The 22,426-nt window shown below is 62.4% G+C and carries 14 protein-coding genes; 6 read left to right on the top strand and 8 right to left on the bottom strand.

Features of this window, described 5'->3' with window-relative positions; all coding sequences use genetic code 11:
- Positions 1–15: 15 nt before the first annotated feature.
- Positions 16–1,296 carry a nucleotide sugar dehydrogenase gene (locus WAO69_RS06215; protein WP_422177185.1) on the bottom strand — a complete coding sequence of 427 codons (1,281 nt, stop codon included), beginning with the start codon at positions 1,294–1,296 and terminating at the stop codon, positions 16–18.
- 172 nt (positions 1,297–1,468) lie between these two features.
- Between WAO69_RS06215 and WAO69_RS06210 the strand changes: the two genes are divergently transcribed.
- Positions 1,469–3,811, top strand: a complete 2,343-nt coding sequence (locus WAO69_RS06210; RefSeq protein WP_422177196.1) for a mechanosensitive ion channel domain-containing protein — start codon at positions 1,469–1,471, stop codon at positions 3,809–3,811.
- A 54-nt stretch (positions 3,812–3,865) separates the two neighbouring features.
- Here WAO69_RS06210 and WAO69_RS06205 read toward each other — a convergent pair whose 3' ends face one another.
- The 4 genes from WAO69_RS06205 to WAO69_RS06190 are packed head-to-tail and all read right to left on the bottom strand — an operon-like array spanning position 3,866 to position 9,729.
- Entirely contained in the window at positions 3,866–5,020 is a 1,155-nt protein-coding gene (locus WAO69_RS06205; RefSeq protein WP_422177184.1) for an ABC transporter permease, read from the bottom strand.
- Positions 5,017–6,045, bottom strand: a complete 1,029-nt coding sequence (locus WAO69_RS06200; RefSeq protein WP_422177183.1) for an ABC transporter permease — start codon at positions 6,043–6,045, stop codon at positions 5,017–5,019. Before WAO69_RS06200 ends, WAO69_RS06205 begins: the two co-directional genes overlap by 4 nt.
- A complete protein-coding gene (locus tag WAO69_RS06195) occupies positions 6,042–7,967 on the bottom strand; it encodes an ABC transporter substrate-binding protein (protein WP_422177182.1) in 1,926 nt (641 codons plus the stop codon). Before WAO69_RS06195 ends, WAO69_RS06200 begins: the two co-directional genes overlap by 4 nt.
- Positions 7,960–9,729 (bottom strand): dipeptide ABC transporter ATP-binding protein, encoded by a 1,770-nt coding sequence (locus WAO69_RS06190; RefSeq protein WP_422177181.1) that lies wholly within the window; start codon positions 9,727–9,729, stop codon positions 7,960–7,962. The genes WAO69_RS06195 and WAO69_RS06190 overlap by 8 nt, the downstream gene beginning before the upstream one ends.
- A gap of 181 nt (positions 9,730–9,910) precedes the next feature.
- Here WAO69_RS06190 and WAO69_RS06185 point away from each other — a divergent pair, with 181 nt between their 5' ends.
- From WAO69_RS06185 to WAO69_RS06170, 4 genes are all read left to right on the top strand, one after another.
- Positions 9,911–10,396, top strand: coding sequence for a class I SAM-dependent methyltransferase (locus tag WAO69_RS06185; protein WP_422177180.1), 486 nt, complete (start codon positions 9,911–9,913; stop codon positions 10,394–10,396).
- A 75-nt stretch (positions 10,397–10,471) separates the two neighbouring features.
- Positions 10,472–11,245, top strand: coding sequence for a creatininase family protein (locus WAO69_RS06180; RefSeq protein WP_422177179.1), 774 nt, complete (start codon positions 10,472–10,474; stop codon positions 11,243–11,245).
- A gap of 3 nt (positions 11,246–11,248) precedes the next feature.
- Positions 11,249–12,649 (top strand): bifunctional enoyl-CoA hydratase/phosphate acetyltransferase, encoded by a 1,401-nt coding sequence (locus WAO69_RS06175; protein ID WP_422177178.1) that lies wholly within the window; start codon positions 11,249–11,251, stop codon positions 12,647–12,649.
- Entirely contained in the window at positions 12,646–13,794 is a 1,149-nt protein-coding gene (locus tag WAO69_RS06170) for an acetate/propionate family kinase (RefSeq protein WP_422177177.1), read from the top strand. Before WAO69_RS06175 ends, WAO69_RS06170 begins: the two co-directional genes overlap by 4 nt.
- A 62-nt stretch (positions 13,795–13,856) precedes the next feature.
- On the opposite strand, the gene WAO69_RS06165 is transcribed toward WAO69_RS06170, so the two are convergent.
- Both WAO69_RS06165 and WAO69_RS06160 read right to left on the bottom strand, forming a co-directional pair.
- Positions 13,857–16,268, bottom strand: a complete 2,412-nt coding sequence (locus WAO69_RS06165) for a YbcC family protein (RefSeq protein ID WP_422177176.1) — start codon at positions 16,266–16,268, stop codon at positions 13,857–13,859.
- Positions 16,269–16,288: 20 nt separating this feature from the next.
- A complete protein-coding gene (locus WAO69_RS06160; protein ID WP_422177175.1) occupies positions 16,289–17,839 on the bottom strand; it encodes a proton-conducting transporter membrane subunit in 1,551 nt (516 codons plus the stop codon).
- A gap of 115 nt (positions 17,840–17,954) precedes the next feature.
- Here WAO69_RS06160 and WAO69_RS06155 point away from each other — a divergent pair, with 115 nt between their 5' ends.
- Positions 17,955–18,827, top strand: coding sequence for a LysR family transcriptional regulator (locus WAO69_RS06155; RefSeq protein WP_422177174.1), 873 nt, complete (start codon positions 17,955–17,957; stop codon positions 18,825–18,827).
- On the opposite strand, the gene WAO69_RS06150 is transcribed toward WAO69_RS06155, so the two are convergent.
- Complete coding sequence (locus WAO69_RS06150; RefSeq protein ID WP_422177173.1) at positions 18,824–22,237, bottom strand: indolepyruvate ferredoxin oxidoreductase family protein; 3,414 nt, start codon at positions 22,235–22,237, stop codon at positions 18,824–18,826. The two genes, WAO69_RS06155 and WAO69_RS06150, sit on opposite strands and share 4 nt — an antisense overlap.
- Positions 22,238–22,426: the final 189 nt, after the last annotated feature.

Genomic DNA, 22,426 nt, shown 5'->3' with positions numbered 1-22,426 from the left:
TGCGGGTCGAAGGCTCTACAGTCTCATATCCGAGGCTGTTTTGCCAAACACTCCCTTGATATCATAAAGGATGGCCTCGGGTTTGCCAAAGGCCCTGATCGCCTGCGCACCCATTTCAACGAATTGCTTATGTGCAACGGCCAAAATAATGGCGTCATATACCCCGTTTTTCAGGGCGTCGATCGGGGTAAACCCGTATTCCCTGGCGATAGTCGCCGTGTCGATCCACGGATCATACAGATCTGCTGCCACCGAATAATCGGCCAGTTCCGCAAGAATATCCGCGACACGGGTGTTGCGCGTGTCCGAACAGTTTTCCTTGAAGGTAAAGCCCATGACCAGAACGCGCGCCTGGCTCAGATCGGTCTTGCGCGCCAGCAACGCCTTGATCAGCTCATGGGTGACATGTTTGCCCATGCTGTCATTGATACGCCGCCCGGCCAGAATGACTTCGGGATGATACCCCAGTTGTTCGGCGCGATAGGTCAGGTAATAGGGATCCACCCCGATGCAATGTCCACCCACAAGGCCGGGGCGGAAGGGCAGGAAGTTCCACTTGGTTCCTGCGGCCTCCAGCACTTCAAGCGTATCAAGCCCAAGCCGCGAGAAGATCAGCGCGAATTCATTGACCAGCGCGATATTCAGATCACGCTGCGTGTTCTCGATCACCTTGGCCGCTTCGGCGGTCATGATAGAAGAGGCGCGATGCAACCCGGCTTTGACGATGGGGGCATAGATCGCCTCGACCCGATCCAGCGTCTCGTCATCCTGACCGGCGATGATCTTGACCACAGTCTCCAGCGAATGTTCCGCATCGCCCGGATTGACCCTCTCGGGCGAATATCCAAGCATGAAGTCCCGCCCGGCCACCAAACCGCTGGTCGCAGCAAGGGTCGGCCCGCAGACCTCTTGCGTCACACCGGGATAGACGGTGGATTCCAGGATAACCAAAGCGCCTTTTTCCAGATGCGGACCAATCGCCTCACAGGCCCCGCATACCGGGCCAAGATCCGGTTTGCGGGCATCGGTGATCGGTGTCGGCACCGCGATGATGAAGACGTCATTGCCACTCAGATCGCCCGGATCCGAGGTGAAACGCACCGAACTGTCGGCCAAAGACGCCTCGGACACTTCGCCATTGCGGTCATGGCCCAAAGCCAGAGCAGCCACATGGCCTGCATCGGTGTCAAACCCGGTGACCTGAAACCCGGCGCGCGCCAAAGCCACCGCCAGCGGCAGCCCCACATAGCCCAATCCAAGGACAGCGATTTGGGTGGTCTGTGACGTGCCCGACATTCTTTCCGCGCCATGCCTTTGGAAATTTCGCCCTTGCCTATACGCTCGACATGTCCGGATTGCCAGTGTGCTGTTCAGATATTCCGATCAAGCCTCAAGTCGCGCTGTTTACACGGTCACTCCCTGTGCACTAGCCTGCGCACAACCGAGCATCCAAGGGGCACAGAGTATGATGTTATCCGGCTTCAGGGCCCTGTTTGTGGCGATCATTTTGCTTGCCGCACCCCTTGTCCATGCGCAGGGTCTGACCGCGCTCGGTGCTGGGAACCCCGCAACCGACAGCAGCAGCGACAGGCTTGCCGAGGCGATCCTGCAGGCCGCCGAACGCGGCGTGTCCGTGGTCGTTGTGGACGCGGATGGTCAGGTGATCTCGGTCCCCGGCGTCGAGCCTGCCCCAGAGCCGCCCGTCGCGCCGATGATGGGGCAAAGCTCCATGCTGATGAAAGCCCAGGAGCGCGCGGCCAGCTTCCGCGAGCGTCTGGGCGAGAGGCTGGATGCCTTGCCGAACTCGATCAATGAGGTGGCGTTCATTCTGCGCGCCACCAGCCCCGATGGGCGCATCATGACCTATGTCGAGGTGTTGGGCTATTCCATCCTGCTCTTTATCGTGGCGCGCTTTCTGACCAGTGAAATCTATGGCAAGCGCATTGCCAAGCGATATGTCGTTGCGCGCATAAAGCAGGCCCCCCAGGGCTATCTTGAAAAGATGCCCTTCCTCGTCTTCCGCTTCTTCATGGGGGTCACGGGTACGCTGGTGTCGATGCTGATCGCCTACACGCTGGGCTCGCTCATCTTCGGCTCGGTCGACGATGTATCGCTGCAATTCACGATTGCCGCGATCTATTCAACCTACTTCCTGTGGGCCGTCCTGTCTGATCTGTGGCGCATGATCCTGTCGCCCTATCTCGGCCAGTACCGCATTCCCAACTTTTCCGACAGCGACGCAAGGCGGCTTTATCTGTGGGCCATCTGGGTCGCGCTGCTGGATTTCCTTGTTGTCGCGACATCCACATGGCTCGCGGATTTCGGGTTGAACTACAACCTCTATGCGATCGTCTATGGCGTGCTCTCGCTGGGGGTGATGCTGCTCAACATTCTGATGATCCTGGTCAACAAACGGGCGATCACGGCCGCGATCCGCAACGGGCGCAAGCCCGAAGAGATGGCCTGGCTCAGCCGGTTCACCTCATATGCTTGGGCACCGGCCGTCATCGTCTATTTCGTCTTTGGCTGGCTTAAACTGGTCGCGGATCTGGTGCTTGAGCGGCCAGTCTCGATCCCATTGATCGCCGGGGCCTATGGTGTGCTGTTGTCCATCATCGTGGTCTATGGCGTGATCAACTACGTCATCGAACGCTTCTTCGAGCGGCACCGCAAACTGCTCGAGTTGAATGCCGCGATGCAGGAGCATGCCGGTACCAATGAGGCCGATACCGTGTCTCGCCCGATCGTGCCGCACCTGATGATGACCTATGAGGCGCTGGCGCGGCGGGTCTCGGGTATCCTCGCCTTCGTGGCCGGCGGCTATGCAATGCTGCTGATCTGGGACAGCGAAAGCGTGATCCTGCACGAGACGGTCGTGGACCGTGGTCTGGATGTCGTGGTGATCATTTTCATTGGTTACATCGTTTATCATGTCTTCCGCATCTGGATCGACAGCAAGATCGCCGAAGAAACCATGGATGTGCCCGACAGCGAACTGGGCGATGAAGGCGGCGGAGCCTCAAGCGCCAGCCGCCTGGCGACACTGTTGCCACTGTTCCGGAACTTCATCCTGATCATCGTGGTGGTGTCGATCGCTCTGGTCGCCCTGCTGGAACTGGGCATCAACGTCAGCCCGCTGTTCGCCGGTGCCGGTGTGGTTGGCATCGCGGTCGGCTTTGGGGCGCAGACGCTGGTGCGCGATATCTTCTCGGGGGCCTTCTTCCTGATTGATGATGCGTTTCGCAAAGGCGAATACATTGATATCGGCCAGGTGAAGGGGACGGTGGAAAAGATCTCGGTCCGCTCGTTCCAGCTGCGCCATCACCTGGGTGCATTGCACACCATTCCCTTTGGCGAAATCCAGGTTCTGACCAACTATTCCCGCGACTGGGTCATGATGAAACTGCCCTTGCGCGTCACCTATGACACCGATGTGGACCGGGTGCGCAAGCTGATCAAGAATCTGGGCACCGAACTGATGAACGACCCGGTGGTCGGACCAAGCTTCCTGCAACCTCTCAAAAGCCAGGGCGTGATCGAGATGCAGGACAGTGCGATGATCATCCGCATCAAGTTCATGACCAAACCCGGCGATCAATGGATCGTGCGCAAACGCGTGTATCAGGATATCCGGGACCTGTTCGAACGCGAGGGCATCAAATTCGCACATCGCGAAGTCACGGTGCGCATTGCCGACGAGAACAACCAGGAACTGACCCCCAAGCAACGCGAAGCCGTGACCGGTGCGGTCGAGGCGGCAATCGACGAGGACATGCTGGACGAGATGGGCCCGGGCGGGGATGACCGGTAGGACCAGATGCCAAAGCGGCCGCGCGGCAGGGTTTGCCGCGCACAGGCCTTCGGATCAGTCCTCGTAAGGATCGAGGCTGTCGCGCAGGCCATCGCCAAGGAAGTTGAAGGCCAGAACCACGATGATGATCGGGAACATCGGGATCGCCGTCCAGGGATAGATCTCGATCGACGCCAGGTTCTGCGCATCATTCAGCATCACGCCCCAACTGACCGCAGGCGCGCGCAGGCCCAGCCCGAGGAAGCTCAGCGCGGTTTCCCCCAGGATCATCGCCGGGATCGACAGGGTGGCCGAGGCAATCAGGTGGCTCACGAAGTTGGGCAACAGATGCCGTCGGATTACCCGGCCCGACGAGGCTCCCATCATCTCTGCCGCGCGCACATATTCCTCTTCTCGAAGACTGAGGAACTTCGCCCGCACAGCCCGCGCCAGACCGGGCCAGTCCAATATTCCCAATATGATGGATATGATGAAGAACACCGCCACCGGACCCCAGTTCGAGGGCACCGCCGCCGAAAGCGCAAGCCAAAGCGGAAGCTCGGGCAGCGAGCGCAGGATTTCGATGGCACGCTGGATCACCCAGTCGATGCGCCCGCCAAAATAGCCCGCGATAGACCCAAAGCCGATCCCCAGGATAAACGACACCGAAATGCCGATCAGACCCACGGTCAGCGAAAGCTGCGCGCCATAGAGAATACGGCTGAACACATCGCGCCCCAGCCTGTCCGAGCCAAGCAGAAAGATCGTCGATCCTTCCGAGGCGCAAAACAGATGGCGGTCGGTCTTGATGATGCCTGCCAGCCGGTACTCCCCCGCGCGACAGAAGAACTGCAGCGGCATGGGCCGGGTCGTGTCGGTCTCATAGGTCCATTGATAACGCTGCAGATCAGCCACCGCGGTACGCGGATAGACATAGGGGCCGATGAATTCGCCCTCATGGAACATCCGAACCATCTGGGGCGGGGCATAGAGGTGATCCGCGTTGCGTTCATTGGGCGTATAGGGCGCGATGAACCCTGCAAAGGGCAGCATCAGGTAAGAAAACAGCAGGAACAGCCCCGAGATCAGCCCAAGGCGATGGCGGCGAAACTTGCGCCAGACCAGCAGCCAGTTGGGCGCGTCCATATCGGCCCGCTCGATCCGGTTGATGTTTTCATCCGGATCATAGGGCGCGTCGTCCACATAACGTCCGTCGGGAAGTCGGCTCATACCTCGCGCCCTCCATACCGGATCCGCGGATCCAGCAGAACCAGCAGCATATCCGAGATCATCGTCCCGATCAGCGTCAGAAGCGCGACGAACATCAGGATGAACCCGGCCAGGAACTGATCCTGGCTCTTGAGTGCTGCCAGAAGCGCGGGCCCGATGGTCTGCAGACCCAGCACCACCGACACCAGAACCGACCCCGAGACCATCGCCGGCAGCAGGTTGCCGATATCGGCGACAAACGGGTTGAACGCCATGCGCAGCGGATATTTCGTCAGCATCTTGGCCGGAGCCAGACCCTTGGCGCGTGCAGTCTCCACATAGGGTTTGCCCAGCTCATCCAGAAGGTTGGCCCGCAGGCGCTGCATCATGGCCGCAGCGCCGGATGTGCCGATCACGAAGGTGGGGACGATCAGGTGCAGCAGGATCGACTTGACCTTGTCCCAGCTCATCGGCTGGCCCTCATAGACCGGGTCCATCATCCCGCCAATCGGCAGGCCCAGATATCGGTTGCCATAGTAAAACAGGATCAGCGCCAGCAGGAAGTTGGGTGTCGCAAGGCCGATATAGCCGACGAATGCCGCCGTGTAATCGACCCAGGTCTTGGATTTGGCCGCTGCCAGCACGCCAAGCGGCAAGGCAACCATATAGACGAACAGAACCGCCGCCAGATTGACCAGAACCGTCAACCAGAGCGCATCCCCGACGATATCGGCCACGGGTTGGTCAAACTCGAAGGACCAGCCGAAATCACCCTGGATCAGACCCGAGAACCCGTTTGGCCCCGGCATGAAGCCGACCCAGATCATGTATTGCTGCCACAACGGACGATCCAGCGCGTATTCCCTGCGCAGGAACTCGGCCTGCTCGACCGCCGCACTCTGGCCGGTCGCGCGCAGCTCGGCGATCTGGTTGGACAGATAGTCACCAGGCGGCAGGTTGATGATGAAGAAGATCAGGATTGAGACAACCCAAAGCGTTACCAGCATCGTCATCAGCCGGTAACCCGCGTATTTCAGAAGGCTCATTGCGTAACTTCAGCCTCCGGGTCGAACCAGAATTCGTCTGGTCGGTGCAGGCCGAAATGTGCACCCGGGTCCCAGGCCCAGGTGCCGGATACGGGCACATTGCGCAGCTTGTTCGAGACAACGACCGGCTGGGGGGCTTCGGACAGGATCCCGATGCCATAGACCTGATCGGCATGGATCTTCAGCATCTCGCGCCAGATCGCGCCACGCGCTTCCGAAGTGCTGGCCTGTTCCCACTCATGAGACAGCTCCATCAACCGCTGCGCCTCGGGCATGTCGGGCGCTTCGCCAGAGCCGCCATGGGTCTGGAAATACTGCCCCCACTTTGGCCAGGCCAGGAACTCTTGCTGGCGCGGAGCAAGGTAATCGGGCGGGGTCTCGGCGGTGGGGATGCCATTGTCCCAGCCAAACCAGACCGAAGCCATTGTGACCCCGGTATAGACGCGGTTGCGCAGGATATCGCGATCCAGCGGCCGCATCACCAGTTTCACGCCCACGTCGCGCCATGTGTCGGTGATGATCTGCAGCGCGTTCTCGACTTCCTGGCGTTCCCCTGCGGTCTCGATGACCAGTTCCATGGGCCGACCATCCGGCAAGAGGCGAATGCCATCCGCGCGACGCTCGGACAGTCCGGCCTCGTCCAGCAACTGATTGGCAAGCGCGGGATCGTAAAGCGCCCAAGCCACCAGGTTCTTGGGTTCAAAGAAGGGGCTGCGCGCCAGAACGGTCATGCCGCCCTCCTTGGCAAGGCCAAAGTACAGCGCGCGGTTGATCATGCGCCGATCAATCGCCATCGAAAGGGCCCGCCGCACGCGCACATCACGCAGCACCTCGCGCCAGACCGGGTCGTTGAAATTCAGGTTGGGATAGATCGCGATCTGCGACGCCGTCCCGTTGGCCCAGAGATTGGTGTGATACTCGGCCCCGTCCATCTCGCCCTTCTTGAGGATCGAGATATCGCGAAAGCTCAGGCCGCGCGCCTGAAGGTCGACCTCTCCGGCGTTGGTTTTTGCGGCGATCAGACCGCCGGCCACGATGCTCATCTCGACAATGTCGATATAGGGCAGTTGTACGCCAAAGCTGTCCATGCGGTGGTAATAGGGGTTGCGCACGAACAACGACCGCGTTCCGGCCTGCGCCGAGGCGGTGATCCATGGCTGCAGCGTGGGCAGTTGCGGATTGTCGAACTGGTACATGTTGTCGACACGGTTGTGCAGCGCTGCCCAACTGCGCACACGTTTTTCGCGCATCTTCGCCATGAGATCTGCCTCATCGGCAAAATCCGCATGGAACTGTTTGAGGTAATGCGCCGGGCGATAGATGAACGGCGGATTGGCCTGGGCCAACGCCCGCAGGAACTGTGGATTTGGATAATCCCACTCATAAATTACGGTGACTGCATCGGGGAAGGACACGCGCGGCGGCTTGCCATTGGCCAAAAGCAGCTCGGACGGGCCACCGGGCGTCAGCTCGGCATTGTTGACGATGTACTTCCAATAATACTCGAAATCCACCGAGGTGAAGGGTGCGCCATCCGACCATTTGTGCCCGGGCCGCAAATGGAAGGTGAACTTGCGATTTCCCTCGTTCTCGTAATCCAGCAGGATATCGGGCACCAGGTTATAGCCCTGATCATAGCCGACCAGCCGCGCATAGCCGTAAACGACCATCTGCCGGATATCCTTCGAGCGCGACACCATGGTGCGCAGCGTTCCGCCTGCGACACCGGGCTCGCGACCCTTTGTCAGCAGATCCACGATCAGCGGCAGATCCGGCAACCGCTCGCTCACCGGCGGAAGATCACCGCGTTCAACTTCTGCGCGCCAGAAATTGCCCTCCTGAGGCACCACTTGCGCCAAAGACGCCGTACCAAGGAAAGCCGCGACAAGCGCGACAGTGAGGCGTCGAGTCAGTCTACGCATGACAGCGCACCTTATGGCCTGGTTCCATTTCAGTCAAAGCAGGGACAACATCCTTTGTGAACCTGAATGCGCCCGGCCAGCTGTCCGGCGATCCCGCGCCATTGGCGACCAGCTTGAGATCAATGGGGCGCCTGATGTCAGGCTCGGGCTGGGCCGCGATCAACGCCTTGGTATAGGGGTGCTGCGGGTTGTAAAACAGCGTCTCGGGCGGGGCCTGTTCGACGACAAGTCCCTGACGCATCACCGCCACCTCGTCGGCGATGCGCGCCACCACTGCCAGATCATGGCTGATGAACAGATAGGACAGACCCGCGCGGTCGCGGATGTCTTCCAGCAGGGTCAGGATCTGCTCCTGCACCGATACATCCAAAGCCGATGTCGGCTCATCACAGACCAGAAGCGACGGGTTCAGCATCAAGGCGCGTGCAATCGACAGGCGCTGACGCTGGCCACCGGAAAACGCATGCGGGTAGCGATAAAGCATTTCCTGTTTCAGCCCGACCCAGCCCAGCATTTCCGCCGCCCGGTCGCGCCGTTCGCTGCGCCCGCCCAGGTCATGGATCTCAAGCGGCTCGGTCAGCGTGTCCATCACCCGCATGCGCGGCGAGAGCGACGAAAACGGATCCTGGAACACCATCTGTGCCTGACGCTGAAACGCGGTGCGCTCGGCGCGCGACATGCCATTCACCTTGATCGGCTCGCTGCCGCCCGGCCCGCGAAACACCACCTCGCCGCCGGGATCTGGCAGCTCTGCCCCAAGGGCGATCCGCGCACAGGTTGTCTTGCCCGAGCCGCTTTCGCCGACAATGGCCAGCGTCTTGCCCCGCGTCACCGCCAGATCGACACCGCGGCAGGCATTGACCTCGATACTGGGTTTCCAGCGCGAATTGCCCCGCACGATATAGGTCTTGGACACATTTTTCATCGTCAGGATCAGATCATCATGCGCCAAGGGCGGAGCCGGGCTGGCCACATCCGGGATCGTGGGCGCGGCGGCAAACAGCTTTTTGGTATAGCCATGCGCAGGCGACGTCAGCACCAGCTTGGCCGAGCCCGATTCCATGACCCGGCCCTTGTTCATCACCACCACGGTTTCGGCCATGTTCGCCACCACACCCAGATCATGGGTCACAAGGATGACGGCCGTGCCGGTCTCTTTCTGCAATTCCTTGATCAGGCCCAGAACCTGCGCCTGCGTCGTCACATCCAGCGCCGTGGTCGGCTCATCCGCGATCAGAACCTCCGGCTTGGAAATCATCGCCATGGCGATCATCGCGCGCTGACGCATTCCACCTGACAATTCGAACGGATAGGCCCGAAAGGCACGCTCGGGATCGGGAAAGCCAACGCGCGCGAATTGCTCTAGGGCCGCGGCTTTGGCCACGGCGGCGCTCACGCCCTGATGCAGCATCATGCCTTCGGTGACCTGATTGCCCACCCGATGCAGCGGCGACAACGAGCGCATCGGCTCCTGAAAGATCATCGACACGGTATTGCCCCGCACCGAGCGCATGCGCCGTTCACTCAGATCCGACAGCACCTGAGTCCCCTCCCGCCCGTTCAGCGTGATACGACCGGAAAACCGCGCCTTCTTTGGCAGAATTCCAAGGATAGCGCGGCAACTGATGGTTTTGCCCGATCCACTTTCCCCGACCAGAGCCAGCGTCTGACCCGGTTCCACGCTGAAGGATACGCCGTCCACCACAGGGGGCGCATCACCAAAGCGTATGCTCAAGTCTTCCACGCTGAGAAGAACACTCATGCGATGTCGATGTCCCCAACCATGTTTCGCGTGTCGTATCCATTCGGCGGGAATGGATTCTGTCTTTCTTCTACCTTGGCAATCGTGACCAGCATTCGTCAATGCGCCGTGACACGGTAGGCCTACACATTCTGTGTCTTTCCTGACATCTAAAGCATAAGTTTATAGAAAGGCCACCATAATGACCCGACTGGATCTCTTCATTGCCCGCATGGTCTCCCAGCGCGCCTGTCTGGACCATGCGATCGCCCTGACCGCCGACATGACCGGCCCGGTGTTCGAACTGGGCCTTGGCAACGGGCGCACCTATCATCACATGATGGCGCATATCACCGGGCGCGATGTCTATGTGTTCGAGCGCGCGATCGCCTCTCATCCCGACAGCACGCCCCCCGAAGACAGGGTGATTCTGGGCGACGTTCGCGAAACCCTGCCCGCCACCGTTGCGCGCTTTGGTGCCGGGGCCAGCCTGATTCATGCCGATCTGGGCGGACATGACGCCGAAAAGAACGTCCGCTTCGCGCGCGAAGTCTCGCCCCTGATCGAGCCCTTGCTGGCGCCGGGCGGGCTGATGGTGTCCAGCGACCGGATGTTCTTTGATACGCTGGTCGAGCAGGATTTGCCCACAGATGCAATTGAAGGGCGCTGTTTCATCTACAAACGCTGAGCGCGGCCGTCCAAGGCTTGCCAATCTCGCGCGAACAGGATTGGCTTGCAGCGACACCCCTACCGGAGCCTTGCCATGTCCCGCCGTCTAGATTGGGCCGAATATCGTTTCGCCGAATTCAACGATATCGACCCCGACCGCACCATTGCCATCCTGCCCACGGCAGCGATCGAACAGCACGGACCGCATCTGCCCGTGGGAACCGACACGATGATTGCGCAGGGCATGCTGGACCAGCTGCGCCGCAGCGTGCCGGATGATCTGGATATCCGCATCCTGCCGGTGCAGGCCGTCGGCAAATCGAATGAGCACCTGCATGCCAAAGGCACATTGACCCTGAGCGCGCCCACCGCTCTTGCCGTCTGGACCGAGATCGGCCTGTCGGTCTCGCGTGCCGGCATCCGCAAGATCGCGCTTGTGAACTCGCATGGTGGCAATCTTGACCTGATCTCGATCCTGGCGCGCGAGCTGCGCGTACAGGCGGGCATGCTGGCGGTGAAATGCCAATGGGGCAGTTTCGGCTATCCCGATGGCATGTATTCGGATCAGGAAAACCGCTTCGGCATCCATGGCGGCGATGTGGAAACCTCGCTGATGCTGGCGTTCCAGCCCCATACCGTGGACATGGAGCAGGCCCGCGACTTCCGCTCTTCGGCCGAACATGGCGCGATCTCTCCGATTGGCCCGATCAGCTATGGCTGGATCTCGTCGGACCTGAACCCCGACGGAACCGTGGGAGAGGCCCATCTGGCCAGCGCCGAAAAGGGCCGCGCCACTTGTGCCCATCAGGTCAACGGCTTTATCGAACTCTTGCGCAAGATGCGCGATATGGACGGCCCCGGAGCCTAGCACATGCAAGACGCACCCCCGACAAGCTACCGCATAGACAATGTGCCTTTCGATCAGCTTGAGGTGGGCATGGAGGCCACGCAGACCCGAGTCTGCAATGCCGATGATCTGTATGTCTTTGCCAATGCATCGGGAAACCTGAACCCGATGCACCTGCCCAAAGAAGACGGCGACGGCGATGGCCAGCCCGAAGCGGTTGCGCCGGGCATGTGGGTGGCCTCGCTCATCTCGGCGGTGCTGGGCTGCGAACTGCCCGGGCCGGGCACGCTCTATCACAGCCAGACACTGCGCTTTGTCGGGCGCGCGCATGCGGGTGACACACTGACCACCCGCGTGCGGCTGACATCCAAGGGCCCCGGGTACCGCGTCACATTCGACACATGGGTCGAAAATCAGGATGGCCTGCGCATTCTCGAAGGTGAGGCCGAGGTCGACGCACCCGCAAAGGCGCTCCATTTCGATGCCGAGGATGTCCCCGGCCTCACGGTACAGAGCCACAGGCATTTTGACCTTCTTCTGGCCCTGGCCGAACCCTTGCCTGCGATCCTGACCGCCGTGGTGGCTCCGGAAGAACCCGACGCGCTGGCGGGGGCGATCCTTGCCGCGCAACACACGATCATCACACCGATCCTGATCGGCGATCCGGCCCGGATCAAGGCCGCCGCGCAAGAGGCCGGGATCGACCTGTCACCCTATCAGATCGTGGATCAGCCCGATCACAAACTGGCCGCCGCTCATGCCGTTCAGATGGTGCATGAGGGGCAGGCACAGGCCGTCATGAAGGGCCATCTGCACACCGATGTTCTGCTGGGCCAGATCGTCAAGAAAGACGGAGGGCTGCGCACGTCGCGCCGCCTCAGCCATGTGTTCGTGATGGATGTGCCGGGGCTGGATCATCTGCTGATGGTCACGGATGCGGCGATCAACATCACGCCGGATCTGCAAACCAAGGCCGATATCATCCAGAACGCCATTGATCTGGCCCATGCGCTGGGCATCGCGGAACCCAAGGTCGGCGTGCTCTCTGCCATCGAAAAGGTGAACCCGGCCATTCCCTCGACGCTGGACGCGGCGATCCTGTCGAAAATGGCCGATCGCGGTCAGATCACCGGCGGCCTGGTCGACGGGCCGCTGGCCATGGACAATGCGATCGATCTCAAGGCCGCCACCACCAAGGGGATCCGGTCTCTGGTCGCCGGCCATGCCCAGATCCTGGTGGCCCCCAACATGGAAGCCGGAAACATGCTGGCCAAGGAACTGACCTATCTGGCCCATGCCGCGGCAGCGGGTGTGGTGATGGGGGCCAAATGCCCGGTCATCCTCAACAGCCGCGCCGATGACGACAAAGCCCGCCTTGCATCCTGCGCGGTCGCGGCGCTTGCTGCGACAGGGGGGGCCGCATGAGCGCGATCCTCACCCTGAACGCGGGCAGTTCTTCGATCAAGTTCGCCCTTTATGCCTCTGCCGCCGAACCGACATCGCTGGTCGATGGTCAGGTGGAAAACCTTGGCGACAGCGCCGCGATGGAGATCGGCGATGCGGTTCTCGAAATCGGCCCGGCGGATCATGCAACCGCAGTCGCCGCCATCCTGCGCGGCATCGCGCCGTTTCTTCAAGGGCGTTCGGTGGATGTGGTGGGTCACCGCATCGTGCATGGCGGCACCGAATTCGCCCAGCCCGTGCGCCTTGATGAGACCAGCATCGCGGCGCTCCAAAAGCTGATCCCGCTGGCCCCGCTGCATCAGCCGCATAATCTGGCCGGTGTCCATGCCGCCCGCGCAGCCTTCCCCGAGGCGATTCAGGTCGCCTGTTTCGACACCGCCTTTCATCAGGGTCACCCCTTCGTGAACGACGCCTTCGCGCTGCCGCGCAAGTATTTCGACGAAGGCGTGCGGCGCTACGGGTTTCACGGGCTGAGCTATGATTACATCGCCTCGGTGCTCAAGCGCGATCACCCGGCGCTGTTTCAGGGGCGCGTGGTGGTCGCTCACCTGGGTAACGGGGCCTCAATGTGCGCGATGGATAACGGGCAGAGCATCGGCTCCTCCATGGGGTTTTCCGCGCTCGATGGGCTGCCGATGGGCACGCGTTGTGGCCAGCTTGATCCCGGCGTGATGCTCTATCTGATGGGGCAGGGCATGGGCCTGCCGGAACTGACGCATCTTCTGTACAACGAAAGTGGGCTCAAGGGCCTGTCCGGCCTGACCCATGACATGCGCACCCTGCTGGCCAGCGATGACCCGCATGCCAAGCAGGCGCTGGACTATTACGTGTTCCGCATCCGGCGCGAACTGGGGGCGATGGCGGCAGTGCTGGGGGGGCTGGACGCCCTGGTCTTCACCGGCGGTGTGGGCGAGAACGCCGCCCCGATCCGGGCGCGCGTCCTGGACAACACCGCCTTTCTGGGCCTGTCGCTTGATCCGAAGGCAAACGCGGTGAACGCAACCCGCATCGATGCGGGCGCGGTGCCGGTTCTGGTCATTCCCACCGACGAGGAACAGGTGATCGCGCGCGCCGCCAACAGCTGGCTGCGCCGCCACCGGATGTAGCAGGGGCGGCGCGGGCTCATCCGCACCGCCCCCGGTTTCTGGCCCGTTTTGTCAGGCTGCGCTCACTCGGCTGCGATGGCCGATCCATCAGGCGGAGTGCCAGAGATCGGCGACCAGCTCAGATTGCCGTCATAGCGCCAGCCCAGCTTGCCATCATCATCCATCGCGATGAGATGCAGCCAGCCATTGTCAAACAGATCCCGCACCCCGTCATGACGCCGCAGGATATCCGTCATCGCCTCGCGCGGGGCTTCGATCACCACCGACAGGCGCAGCGGATCATGCTGATAGTTTTCCCCGTCATGCACCGATTGCCAGGGCAGGCCGGGCCGCAGGCTGCCGCCATTGCCCTCCAGCACGCCAATGCCACCGGCCACGTTGTGCAGCAGCTTGTTGCCGCCGCCAAACAGCTGAGGTGCCACGGTCGAGCCATAATATTGCAGGCTGATCCAGCTTGCCACGACCACCGGGGCGGTCATGATCAGCTCAAGCACGCCAAAGCCCTCATCCTTGCGCCAGTCATAGCTGTGCAGGAAAGACTGACCGCTCAGCGTGGTGCCATCGGTCCGCCCGCGTGGTGCCGCGATAAAGGCCCGGCACCCTGCCAGCCCCCATTCCGGGCGCAGTTCGGACCAGTCCCTGGCCCGCTTGGCCACGTCATTGCCCTGACCCGCGCGCGGCAGACGTGCCGAGCGCTCGGTCCGTGCCAGCTGACCGGCGGCTGTCAGCCATGTGCGCAGCTGCGCCATATCGCTCCGGCCATTGGCGGCAGGCACATCCTGATCATACAGCGTCACCGTGTCTGTCGTGGTGTCATGCAGCGCCGGGATGAACAGCGTGTCTGCCGGGATCTCCATCCCCTTTTCCTTCACGCCGTCCCGCACCGCCTTCTCGTTCAGGACCGAGGCCAGAAGACGCGCGTTCACATCGCCCGCATAGCCGCCACAGGCACCACAATGCAGACCGCTTTCATGCGGGTTGTTTGTGACATTCGCCCCATGCCCGGCGATCAGCACGATCGGCGCAAAGTTCGAGGTCAGCGACATCGCGTTCAGAATGCCCATCGCCATGCCGATCCGCGCCTCCAGATCAACCGAAGGATCCATCTGCGGCGCAGGCTCGGCACCCGCATGGCCATGCCCCAGACCCAGCGCATCGCGCACCAGCTTGCCGGCATAGACCGGCCCCGTGGCCTCGACAAAGGCAAAGGACGACACCGCCGCCAGCTTGAACCGGCCCCAGGCCCGCTTGGCCCGCGCCGAATACCGCCGGGTCAGATCGGCCTCTTCGCTTTCCCCGGCATGTGTCTGCGTGCCCATCTGCAGCAGAACCGGCCCGCGTGCTTCGACCACGTCCGAGCCAGCGGCCTTATGGGCTGCCGTCACACCAAAGAAGCCTGCAAAACCGATGGTTTCGATGCCTGTATCCAGCGTCTCCAGCGCCCGCCGATAGACTTCCGAGCGCACGTCGATGCAGAACGCCGCCTGCAATGCGGGCCGCCCGTCGATCTTGCGCGGTGTCGCCTCGGCCAGAGCCAGACCCAGTTTGCGCTGCTGCCCACGCTCGGCGGCGGTTTGCAGGACCGCGTCGATCACATCATCCCGTGTCGGGGTGACGGGCAGGGTATGGGCCTGCACCACCTTCTCCCAGCGCTCGGCGATCTGATCCTTGTAAAGCTCGTAAAGCGCCTCATCCCAGACCATCCGCACTGCCAGCAATTCCGCAGCCGAGCTGTCATTCTGGCCATAAAGTTCGGCCTGCCAAAGCAGATAGCGGGCATATTGCGCCCAGCCGCCCAGGTCCATCAGCAAGCGGTGAAACCCGGTATTGGCCGCCTCTGCTTTCAGCCCCAGCGTCTCACAGGCCCGCCCGATCGCGCGCCACTGTGACCGCGAGGTGGCTGCGACAAAGGCACCAAAGCCCTTCAGCCCGTGGATTTCCGGCGTCAGATCGCGCGCGGCGAACTCGCGCCATGCAATGAAGACACCGCCCGTCCGATAGGGCTGCCACAGCGCCTGACCCTCGTCAAAATGGCTCGCGGCCCAGACCCCGATCCGCTCTTCGATCAGGCTTGGCCAGTCGATGCCCGACACATCCGCCGCCAGCTGCGCCACCGTGGGCAGCGCCTTGGGGGCTTCGGGCTGCACCTTCAGCGCGGCTTTCACATCCTCCAGCGAGGGGCGATGGAAGGTACCACCGGCAGCGGCCAGCGCCTCGATGATGTCGTCGTCGGTGATCTCCCCTGCGTCGATCTTTGCGGCAAACATCGCCCGCTCGGGCAGGATGCGCGCCCCGGCCACCCGCGCCAGTCGTGCTGCGGTCACGGGCAGAGGCTCGGATGTCTGACCCAGGAACGGGTTGACAGCGACACTCGAGGCCAGCGGAAACAGCGGCGGGATGGCTTTGATCGCGTCATCGGCGTGGGCCACAAGCTCGAGCAAGGCAGCGGGGTAGGTTTCGTGTTGCATGAACATCTTCTCGATCTCCCGTCAGATCACAATGTGGACCGCTTCGACCAGCCGCCCAGCAGACGGTCGAAGATGGCATTCGCATAAAGCCCGTTGGACAGGTGTACCCGCAGACCGGCAGCCGCCGGATGGGACGCCCAGAGCGGGAATGTGGCCTGCGCCAGCGCGACCGTGCCAAAGCTCAGCAGCGCAAGAATGATCAGCGCCCATTCCAGAGGGCCGGGGGCCGGGGTCGCGGGCAGGGTGCCCGCCGTCACATGGGCGGCGGCCTTTTGCAGCAGGAAATAGCTGACCGAGGTCGCCGTGGCATAGATCGCCGTGCGCCGTGTCAGGGCCGCAGGGGCGGTGTCGGCAAAGCCCTGCGCCAGCAGATAGGCCACCCCGAAGATCAGGATCATGCCCAGGGCGATCGACTGCACCGATTTGCCGTCAAAGCCAAAGATCAGTCCGACCACCCCATAGATCGCGATGGCCACAGCAAAGGCCTGCAGCACCTTGCCACCACGCGGCACCGCAACCGGGCCGGGGCGGCGGATGGCGGCCACGTTGTTGACCGCTTCACCCGCGCTCAGGAAGGCATGCGCCTTGTACAGCGAATGCGCCGCGATATGCAGCAGCGCCAGGGGAAACAGCGCCAGACCGCATTGCAGAACCATGAACCCCATCTGCGCGATCGTGGACCACGCCAGCGAGGTTTTCACCGCGGGCTGGGTCAGCATCACAAGCCCGCCAAACAGCGCCGTGAACCCGCCCAACATCACCAAAAGCGCCATGACACCCGGTGCCACCAGCATCACATCGGCAAAGCGGATCAGAAGGAAGCCGCCCGCATTGATCACACCGGCATGCAGCAGCGCCGACACCGGGGTGGGCGCTTCCATCACCTCGGTCAGCCAGCCATGGGCCGGAAACTGCGCCGAGGCCAGAACCGCAGCGCCCGCGATCAGCAAGGCCGCGATCATCGTCAGCAGGTCGGGCTGCGCCGCGCCAAGGATGGTTGCGATATCCGTCGTGCCATAGGCCCGCGCCAGCAACAGGACCGCGAACAACAGCGCGATCTCGCTCAGCCGCGAAGTGACGGCTTTCTTGCGCGCCGCGCGCACCGCGGTGATCCGGTCGGGATAGAACAGCAGCAACTGGTGCAGCGCCAGGCTGGTCGCCCCCCAGGCTAGCAAAAGCTGCACAAGGTTGCCCGACATCACCAGCAGCAAGACCGCCGCCAAAGCCGCCGACATCCAGCCGACAAAGGCCCCCTGGCGTGCCTCGCCATCCATATAGGTGGCCGAAAACCGCATCACGACCCAGCCGATAAAGCTGACCAGAACCAGCATGATCGCGCTGACCGCATCCAGCCGGATCGAAATTCCGACGCCCGCCGCTCCGATCAGCGCCGAGGTGCCCGGCCCGTAGGCCACCAGCACCACTGCCGACAGGGCCGAGACCAGGAAGGCCGCGAACGCAGCGCCTTCCGCCAGTTTCGGCAGATTTCCGGGTCGCAGACCGGTGTTGCGGCTGGCCAGAAATGCTGTTGCCAGCAGGATCAGCGGTGCAAGAAGCGGCAGAAACAGATAAACCATCGGAAATCCCCTTGATTGACGTCGGGTGCCACACCCGTGACCGAGCAATTAATTCAGGTACAAGAATAAGAGAAATACATTGTTTTAGCCAAATCGTTTCATTAAATAGAACGATATGCCTCTGAACTATCATCACCTGCGCTATTTCTGGGCCGTGGCCCATGACGGGAACCTCACCCGGACCGCGCAGCGGCTCAACCTGTCGCAATCGGCGCTGTCGGTGCAGATCAAGCAGCTTGAAGACCGTTTGGGCCATGCCCTGTTCGAGCGTCGGGGCCGCCAGCTTCACCTGACCGAGGCGGGGCGGATCACGCTGGATCATGCGGATGCGATCTTTTCTACAGGTCAGGAACTCATGGCCACCCTTCAGGGCGAGGGGCGCGGCCGCCAGGCGCTGCGCGTCGGTGCGCTTTCGACATTGTCGCGCAACTTTCAGATCGGCTTTCTGCGCCCCATCCTTGCGCGCCCGGATGTCGAGGTGATCCTGCGCTCGGGCAGTCCGAGCGAATTGCTTGAAGGGCTGGGCACGCTCAACCTCGATCTGGTGCTGATGAACCGCGAACCACCCGGAGACAGCCTTGCCCCCTATGTCGCCCACCGCGTGGCCGAACAGGCCATCGGTCTGGTCGGCACGCCAGCGCGGCTCGATCCCGAAAAACCGCTGGTGGACTTGCTGCGCGATCAGCCCGTGATCCTGCCGACACCTGAAAACACCGCCAGAACCGCCTTTGACGCGCTGGCCAGCCGTCTGGGCATCCGTCCCCAGATCGTCGCCGAGGTCGACGACATGGCGATGATGCGCCTGCTTGCGCGCGAGGATATCGGCCTGGCCCTCGTGCCGCCCATCGTGGTTCAGGACGAACTGGCCTCGGGCCTGCTGGTCGAAGCGCTTGAACATCCCCAGATCACCGAGACCTTCTTCGCGGTGACGCTGGAACGGCGCTTTCCCAACCCGCTGGTCTCGGAGTTGCTGGAAAGCGCGGATTAACGCAAAGCGGCCTTCAGTGCCTCATAGCGCGACAATGCCGCCTGTGCTGCCGCCTCACGCACGGGGCCAAAGCCGCGGATTTCAGCGGGCAGGTCCAGCACCGCGCGCCACGTCTCGGCCGTGTCTTGCGACCAGCCGCCCTGTGCCTCATCCAGCACGCCCTCGTACCACGCCAGAAGCCGGCGATGCAGCCGCCCATCGGCGGTAAAGCGGAACGGATCCAGAGGGGTCGAGCGCAGCCGCTTCATGCCCGCAAGCACGCCCATCGCGCGCCCCATCCACGGCCCGAAACTGCGTTTTCCCGGTCGTCCCCGCGCGTCCTTGCCGCGCGCCAGAAAGGGCGGGGCAAGATGATATTGCACGGAATACTCGCCTTCGAACTCGGCGGCGATCTGCCCGGCGAACCCGGCTTGCGTCTGCAGCCGGGCGACCTCGTATTCATCCTTGAAGGCCATCAGCTTGAACAGATGACGCGCCACACGGATCATGTCTTCCTCGGGCAGGTGCCTGCGCAATTGCGCGATGCGGTCGCAATAGCGCCCGGCATAGGCGCTGTCCTGATATTCGCGCAGAAACGCCGCGCGATGTTCGACAATCGCCTCCAGCCCTTCGGGCAAGGCGGGATCTGCGCGCAGATGCCCGGCCACGGCCTCGGGCGTGGCGGCCATGACGCGGCCCAGATCGAACGCGGTGGCGTTCTTCTCGACCGCCACGCCGTTCAACGTGATCGCCTGTTTCAGCGCCAGTTCACTGACCGGCACCAGCCCGTTCTGAAACGCGAAGCCCAGCATCATCACATTGGCAAAGACACTGTCGCCCAAGAGATCCTCGGCCAGCCCATTGGCATCCATCGCGCGAAGATATGCGCCGCCCACCACGCCGGCAATCGCCGCTTCGCGCTCATCCACCTTCAGTTGCGCATCGCGATGCAGCACCAGATCGCCCGTCGGCATCTCGGCCCGGTTCAACACCACCTGCGTGCCGGGGCGATAATAGGCGCTGGCCCTGGGGGCCGAGGACACGACGATATCGCAGCCGATCACCGCATCCGCGCGCCCCTCGTCAATGCGCACCTGATGGAGCGCGCCCGGGCTTTGCGACAGGCGGATATAGCTCAGCACCGTGCCGAATTTCTGCGCGAAGCCGGTGAAATCCAGAACGCTCGCCCCCTTGCCCTCCAGATGGGCGGCCATGGTGATCAGGGCACCCACCGTGACAACGCCTGTGCCGCCCACCCCGGTGACCAGCAGATCGAACGGACGCTCCAGAGACCGGGGCGCGGGCACAGCGACGCCGTTCAGCAAGGCCGCCACATCCAGACCGGCCCCCGCCTTCTTGCGCCGCCTGGCACCTGTCACGGTCAAGAACGAGGGGCAGAATCCGTTCAGACACGAGAAATCCTTGTTGCAGGAATTGAGGTTGATCTGACGCTTGCGCCCAAGTGCTGTCTCTTTCGGCTCGACGCTCAGGCAGTTGGATTCCACCGAGCAATCGCCGCAGCCCTCGCAGACCAGATCATTGATCATCACGAATTTTGCCGGATCTTCCATGGTGCCGCGCTTGCGGCGACGGCGCTTTTCACTGGCGCAGGTCTGCTCGTAGATCAGAACCGTGACGCCCGGTATCTCGCGCAGTTCGCGCTGCACCGCATCCAGTTCCGAGCGGTCATGAAACGAGTTCCCCGCGGGGAACTCGGATCGGTCGAACTTCGAGATGTCATCGGATACCAGCGCAATCCGCTGCACCCCTTCGGCCCGGCAGGTCTGGGCGATGCCCGCCACGCTGACCGGACCATCCACGGGTTGACCGCCGGTCATCGCCACGGCGTCATTATAGAGGATCTTGTAGGTGATATTGGCCTGCGCCGCGACCGCCTGGCGGATCGCAAGCGAGCCGGAATGATACCAGGTGCCTTCGCCCAGGTTCTGAAACATGTGCTTGGCACCGTTGAATTTCGAGGCCGCCACCCAGGGCACGCCTTCGCCGCCCATCTGGGCATATCCGCCGGTGTCGCGATCCATCCAGCTGGCCATGACGTGACAGCCGATGCCCGAGCCCGCCTGCGAGCCCTCGGGGACCTTGGTCGAGCTGTTATGCGGACAGCCCGAACAGAAATAGGGCGTGCGGGTCGCGCCGCTGATGTTCAGCGCGGGCGGCGCGGTTCTGGTCAGTGCGCGGGCTTTTTCCGGCAGGCCTTCGCCGGGGAAAAACGCATCGAGCCGGGCGGCAATGATCGGCAGCAACAGGCGGGGCGACAATTCTCCGGTCCAGGGGATCAGAGGCGCGCCGGTTTCGTCATGTTTGCCCACCATCCGCTCGGGCTTGTCGCCGGGCCAGTCATAGAAATGCTCCTTGAGCTGGCTTTCGATGATCCCGCGCTTTTCCTCGACAACCAGCACTTCTTTCTTGCCGCGCATGAACGCCAGCGCATCCCGCCGCGCCAGCGGCCAGACCATGCCGACCTTGTAGATGTCGATGCCCAGCTGGCGACAGCGCGCCCGGTCCAGACCCAGCAGACGCAAGGCCTCCATCAGATCCAGATGGCCCTTCCCGGTGGTGACGAAGCCAAAGCTTGCGTTTTCGCTGTCATGGATGCGGCGATCAATCGGGTTGGCTTCGGCAAAGGCGCGCACCGCCTCCAGCTTGTGCCCGATGCGCATCTCGATCTCGGTCGATGGCAGTTCCGAGCGACGCACATGCAACCCGCCCGGCGGGGCGGTGAATTCGGGCGCGATGAACGCGCGATCGGGCTGAAGCTCGACCGAGCGGCCTGATTCAACGGTTTCCGAAATCGCCTTGAACCCGACCCATGTGCCGGAGAACCGCGACAGGGCGATGCCGTATTCCCCAAAGGCAAGGTATTCATCCACCGAGGCCGGGTTCAGCGTGGGTATGAACCACGCCATGAAGGCGACATCCGACTGATGCGGCATGGAGGAGCTGACACAGCCATGATCATCGCCCGCCACCACCAGAACGCCGCCCTTTGGCGCGCTGCCAAAGGCGTTGCCGTGTTTGAGCGCATCGCCCGAGCGATCCACGCCCGGCCCCTTGCCATACCACATGGAAAAGACGCCCTCGACCTTTGCATGCGGATCAAGCGCTGCCTGCTGCGCCCCCAGAACGGCGGTGGCCCCAAGATCTTCGTTGACCGCCGGCATGAAGGTGATCCGGTCGGCTGTCAGCCGGTCGCGGGCGCGCCATAGCTCAAGGTCGAGCCCGCCCAGAGGCGAGCCGCGATAGCCCGAGACGAACCCGGCCGTGTTCAGACCTGCGGCCCTGTCGCGGCGCGCCTGATCCATCATGATGCGTGCAAGCGCCTGCGTTCCGGTCAGAAACACGCGCCCGCTTGTGCGGGTATAGCGGTCATCAAGCTGATAGGTGGAAAACTGGGGGCTGGGATGCGTCACGGCGTGCGGTCCTTTGCGGCTGGCTTTGCAGGCAGAGTAACCTGACCGAGGTGGTGAGATTTTTCAGACATGCCGCATGTCTTGCGATTTCAGAATAAATTTACCAAAATAAGGCAATTTAATGACATGGATTTCCGAAATGACGGCTATCACGGATACGGATCGCAAGATCATCCAGCTGCTTCAGAC

This window comes from Aestuariivita sp. (genome assembly GCF_049276915.1).
Classification (GTDB): Bacteria; Pseudomonadota; Alphaproteobacteria; order Rhodobacterales; family Rhodobacteraceae; genus Aestuariivita.
The sequence above is the reverse complement of the archived record's forward strand: the minus strand, read 5'-3'. Positions and strand labels throughout refer to the sequence as shown.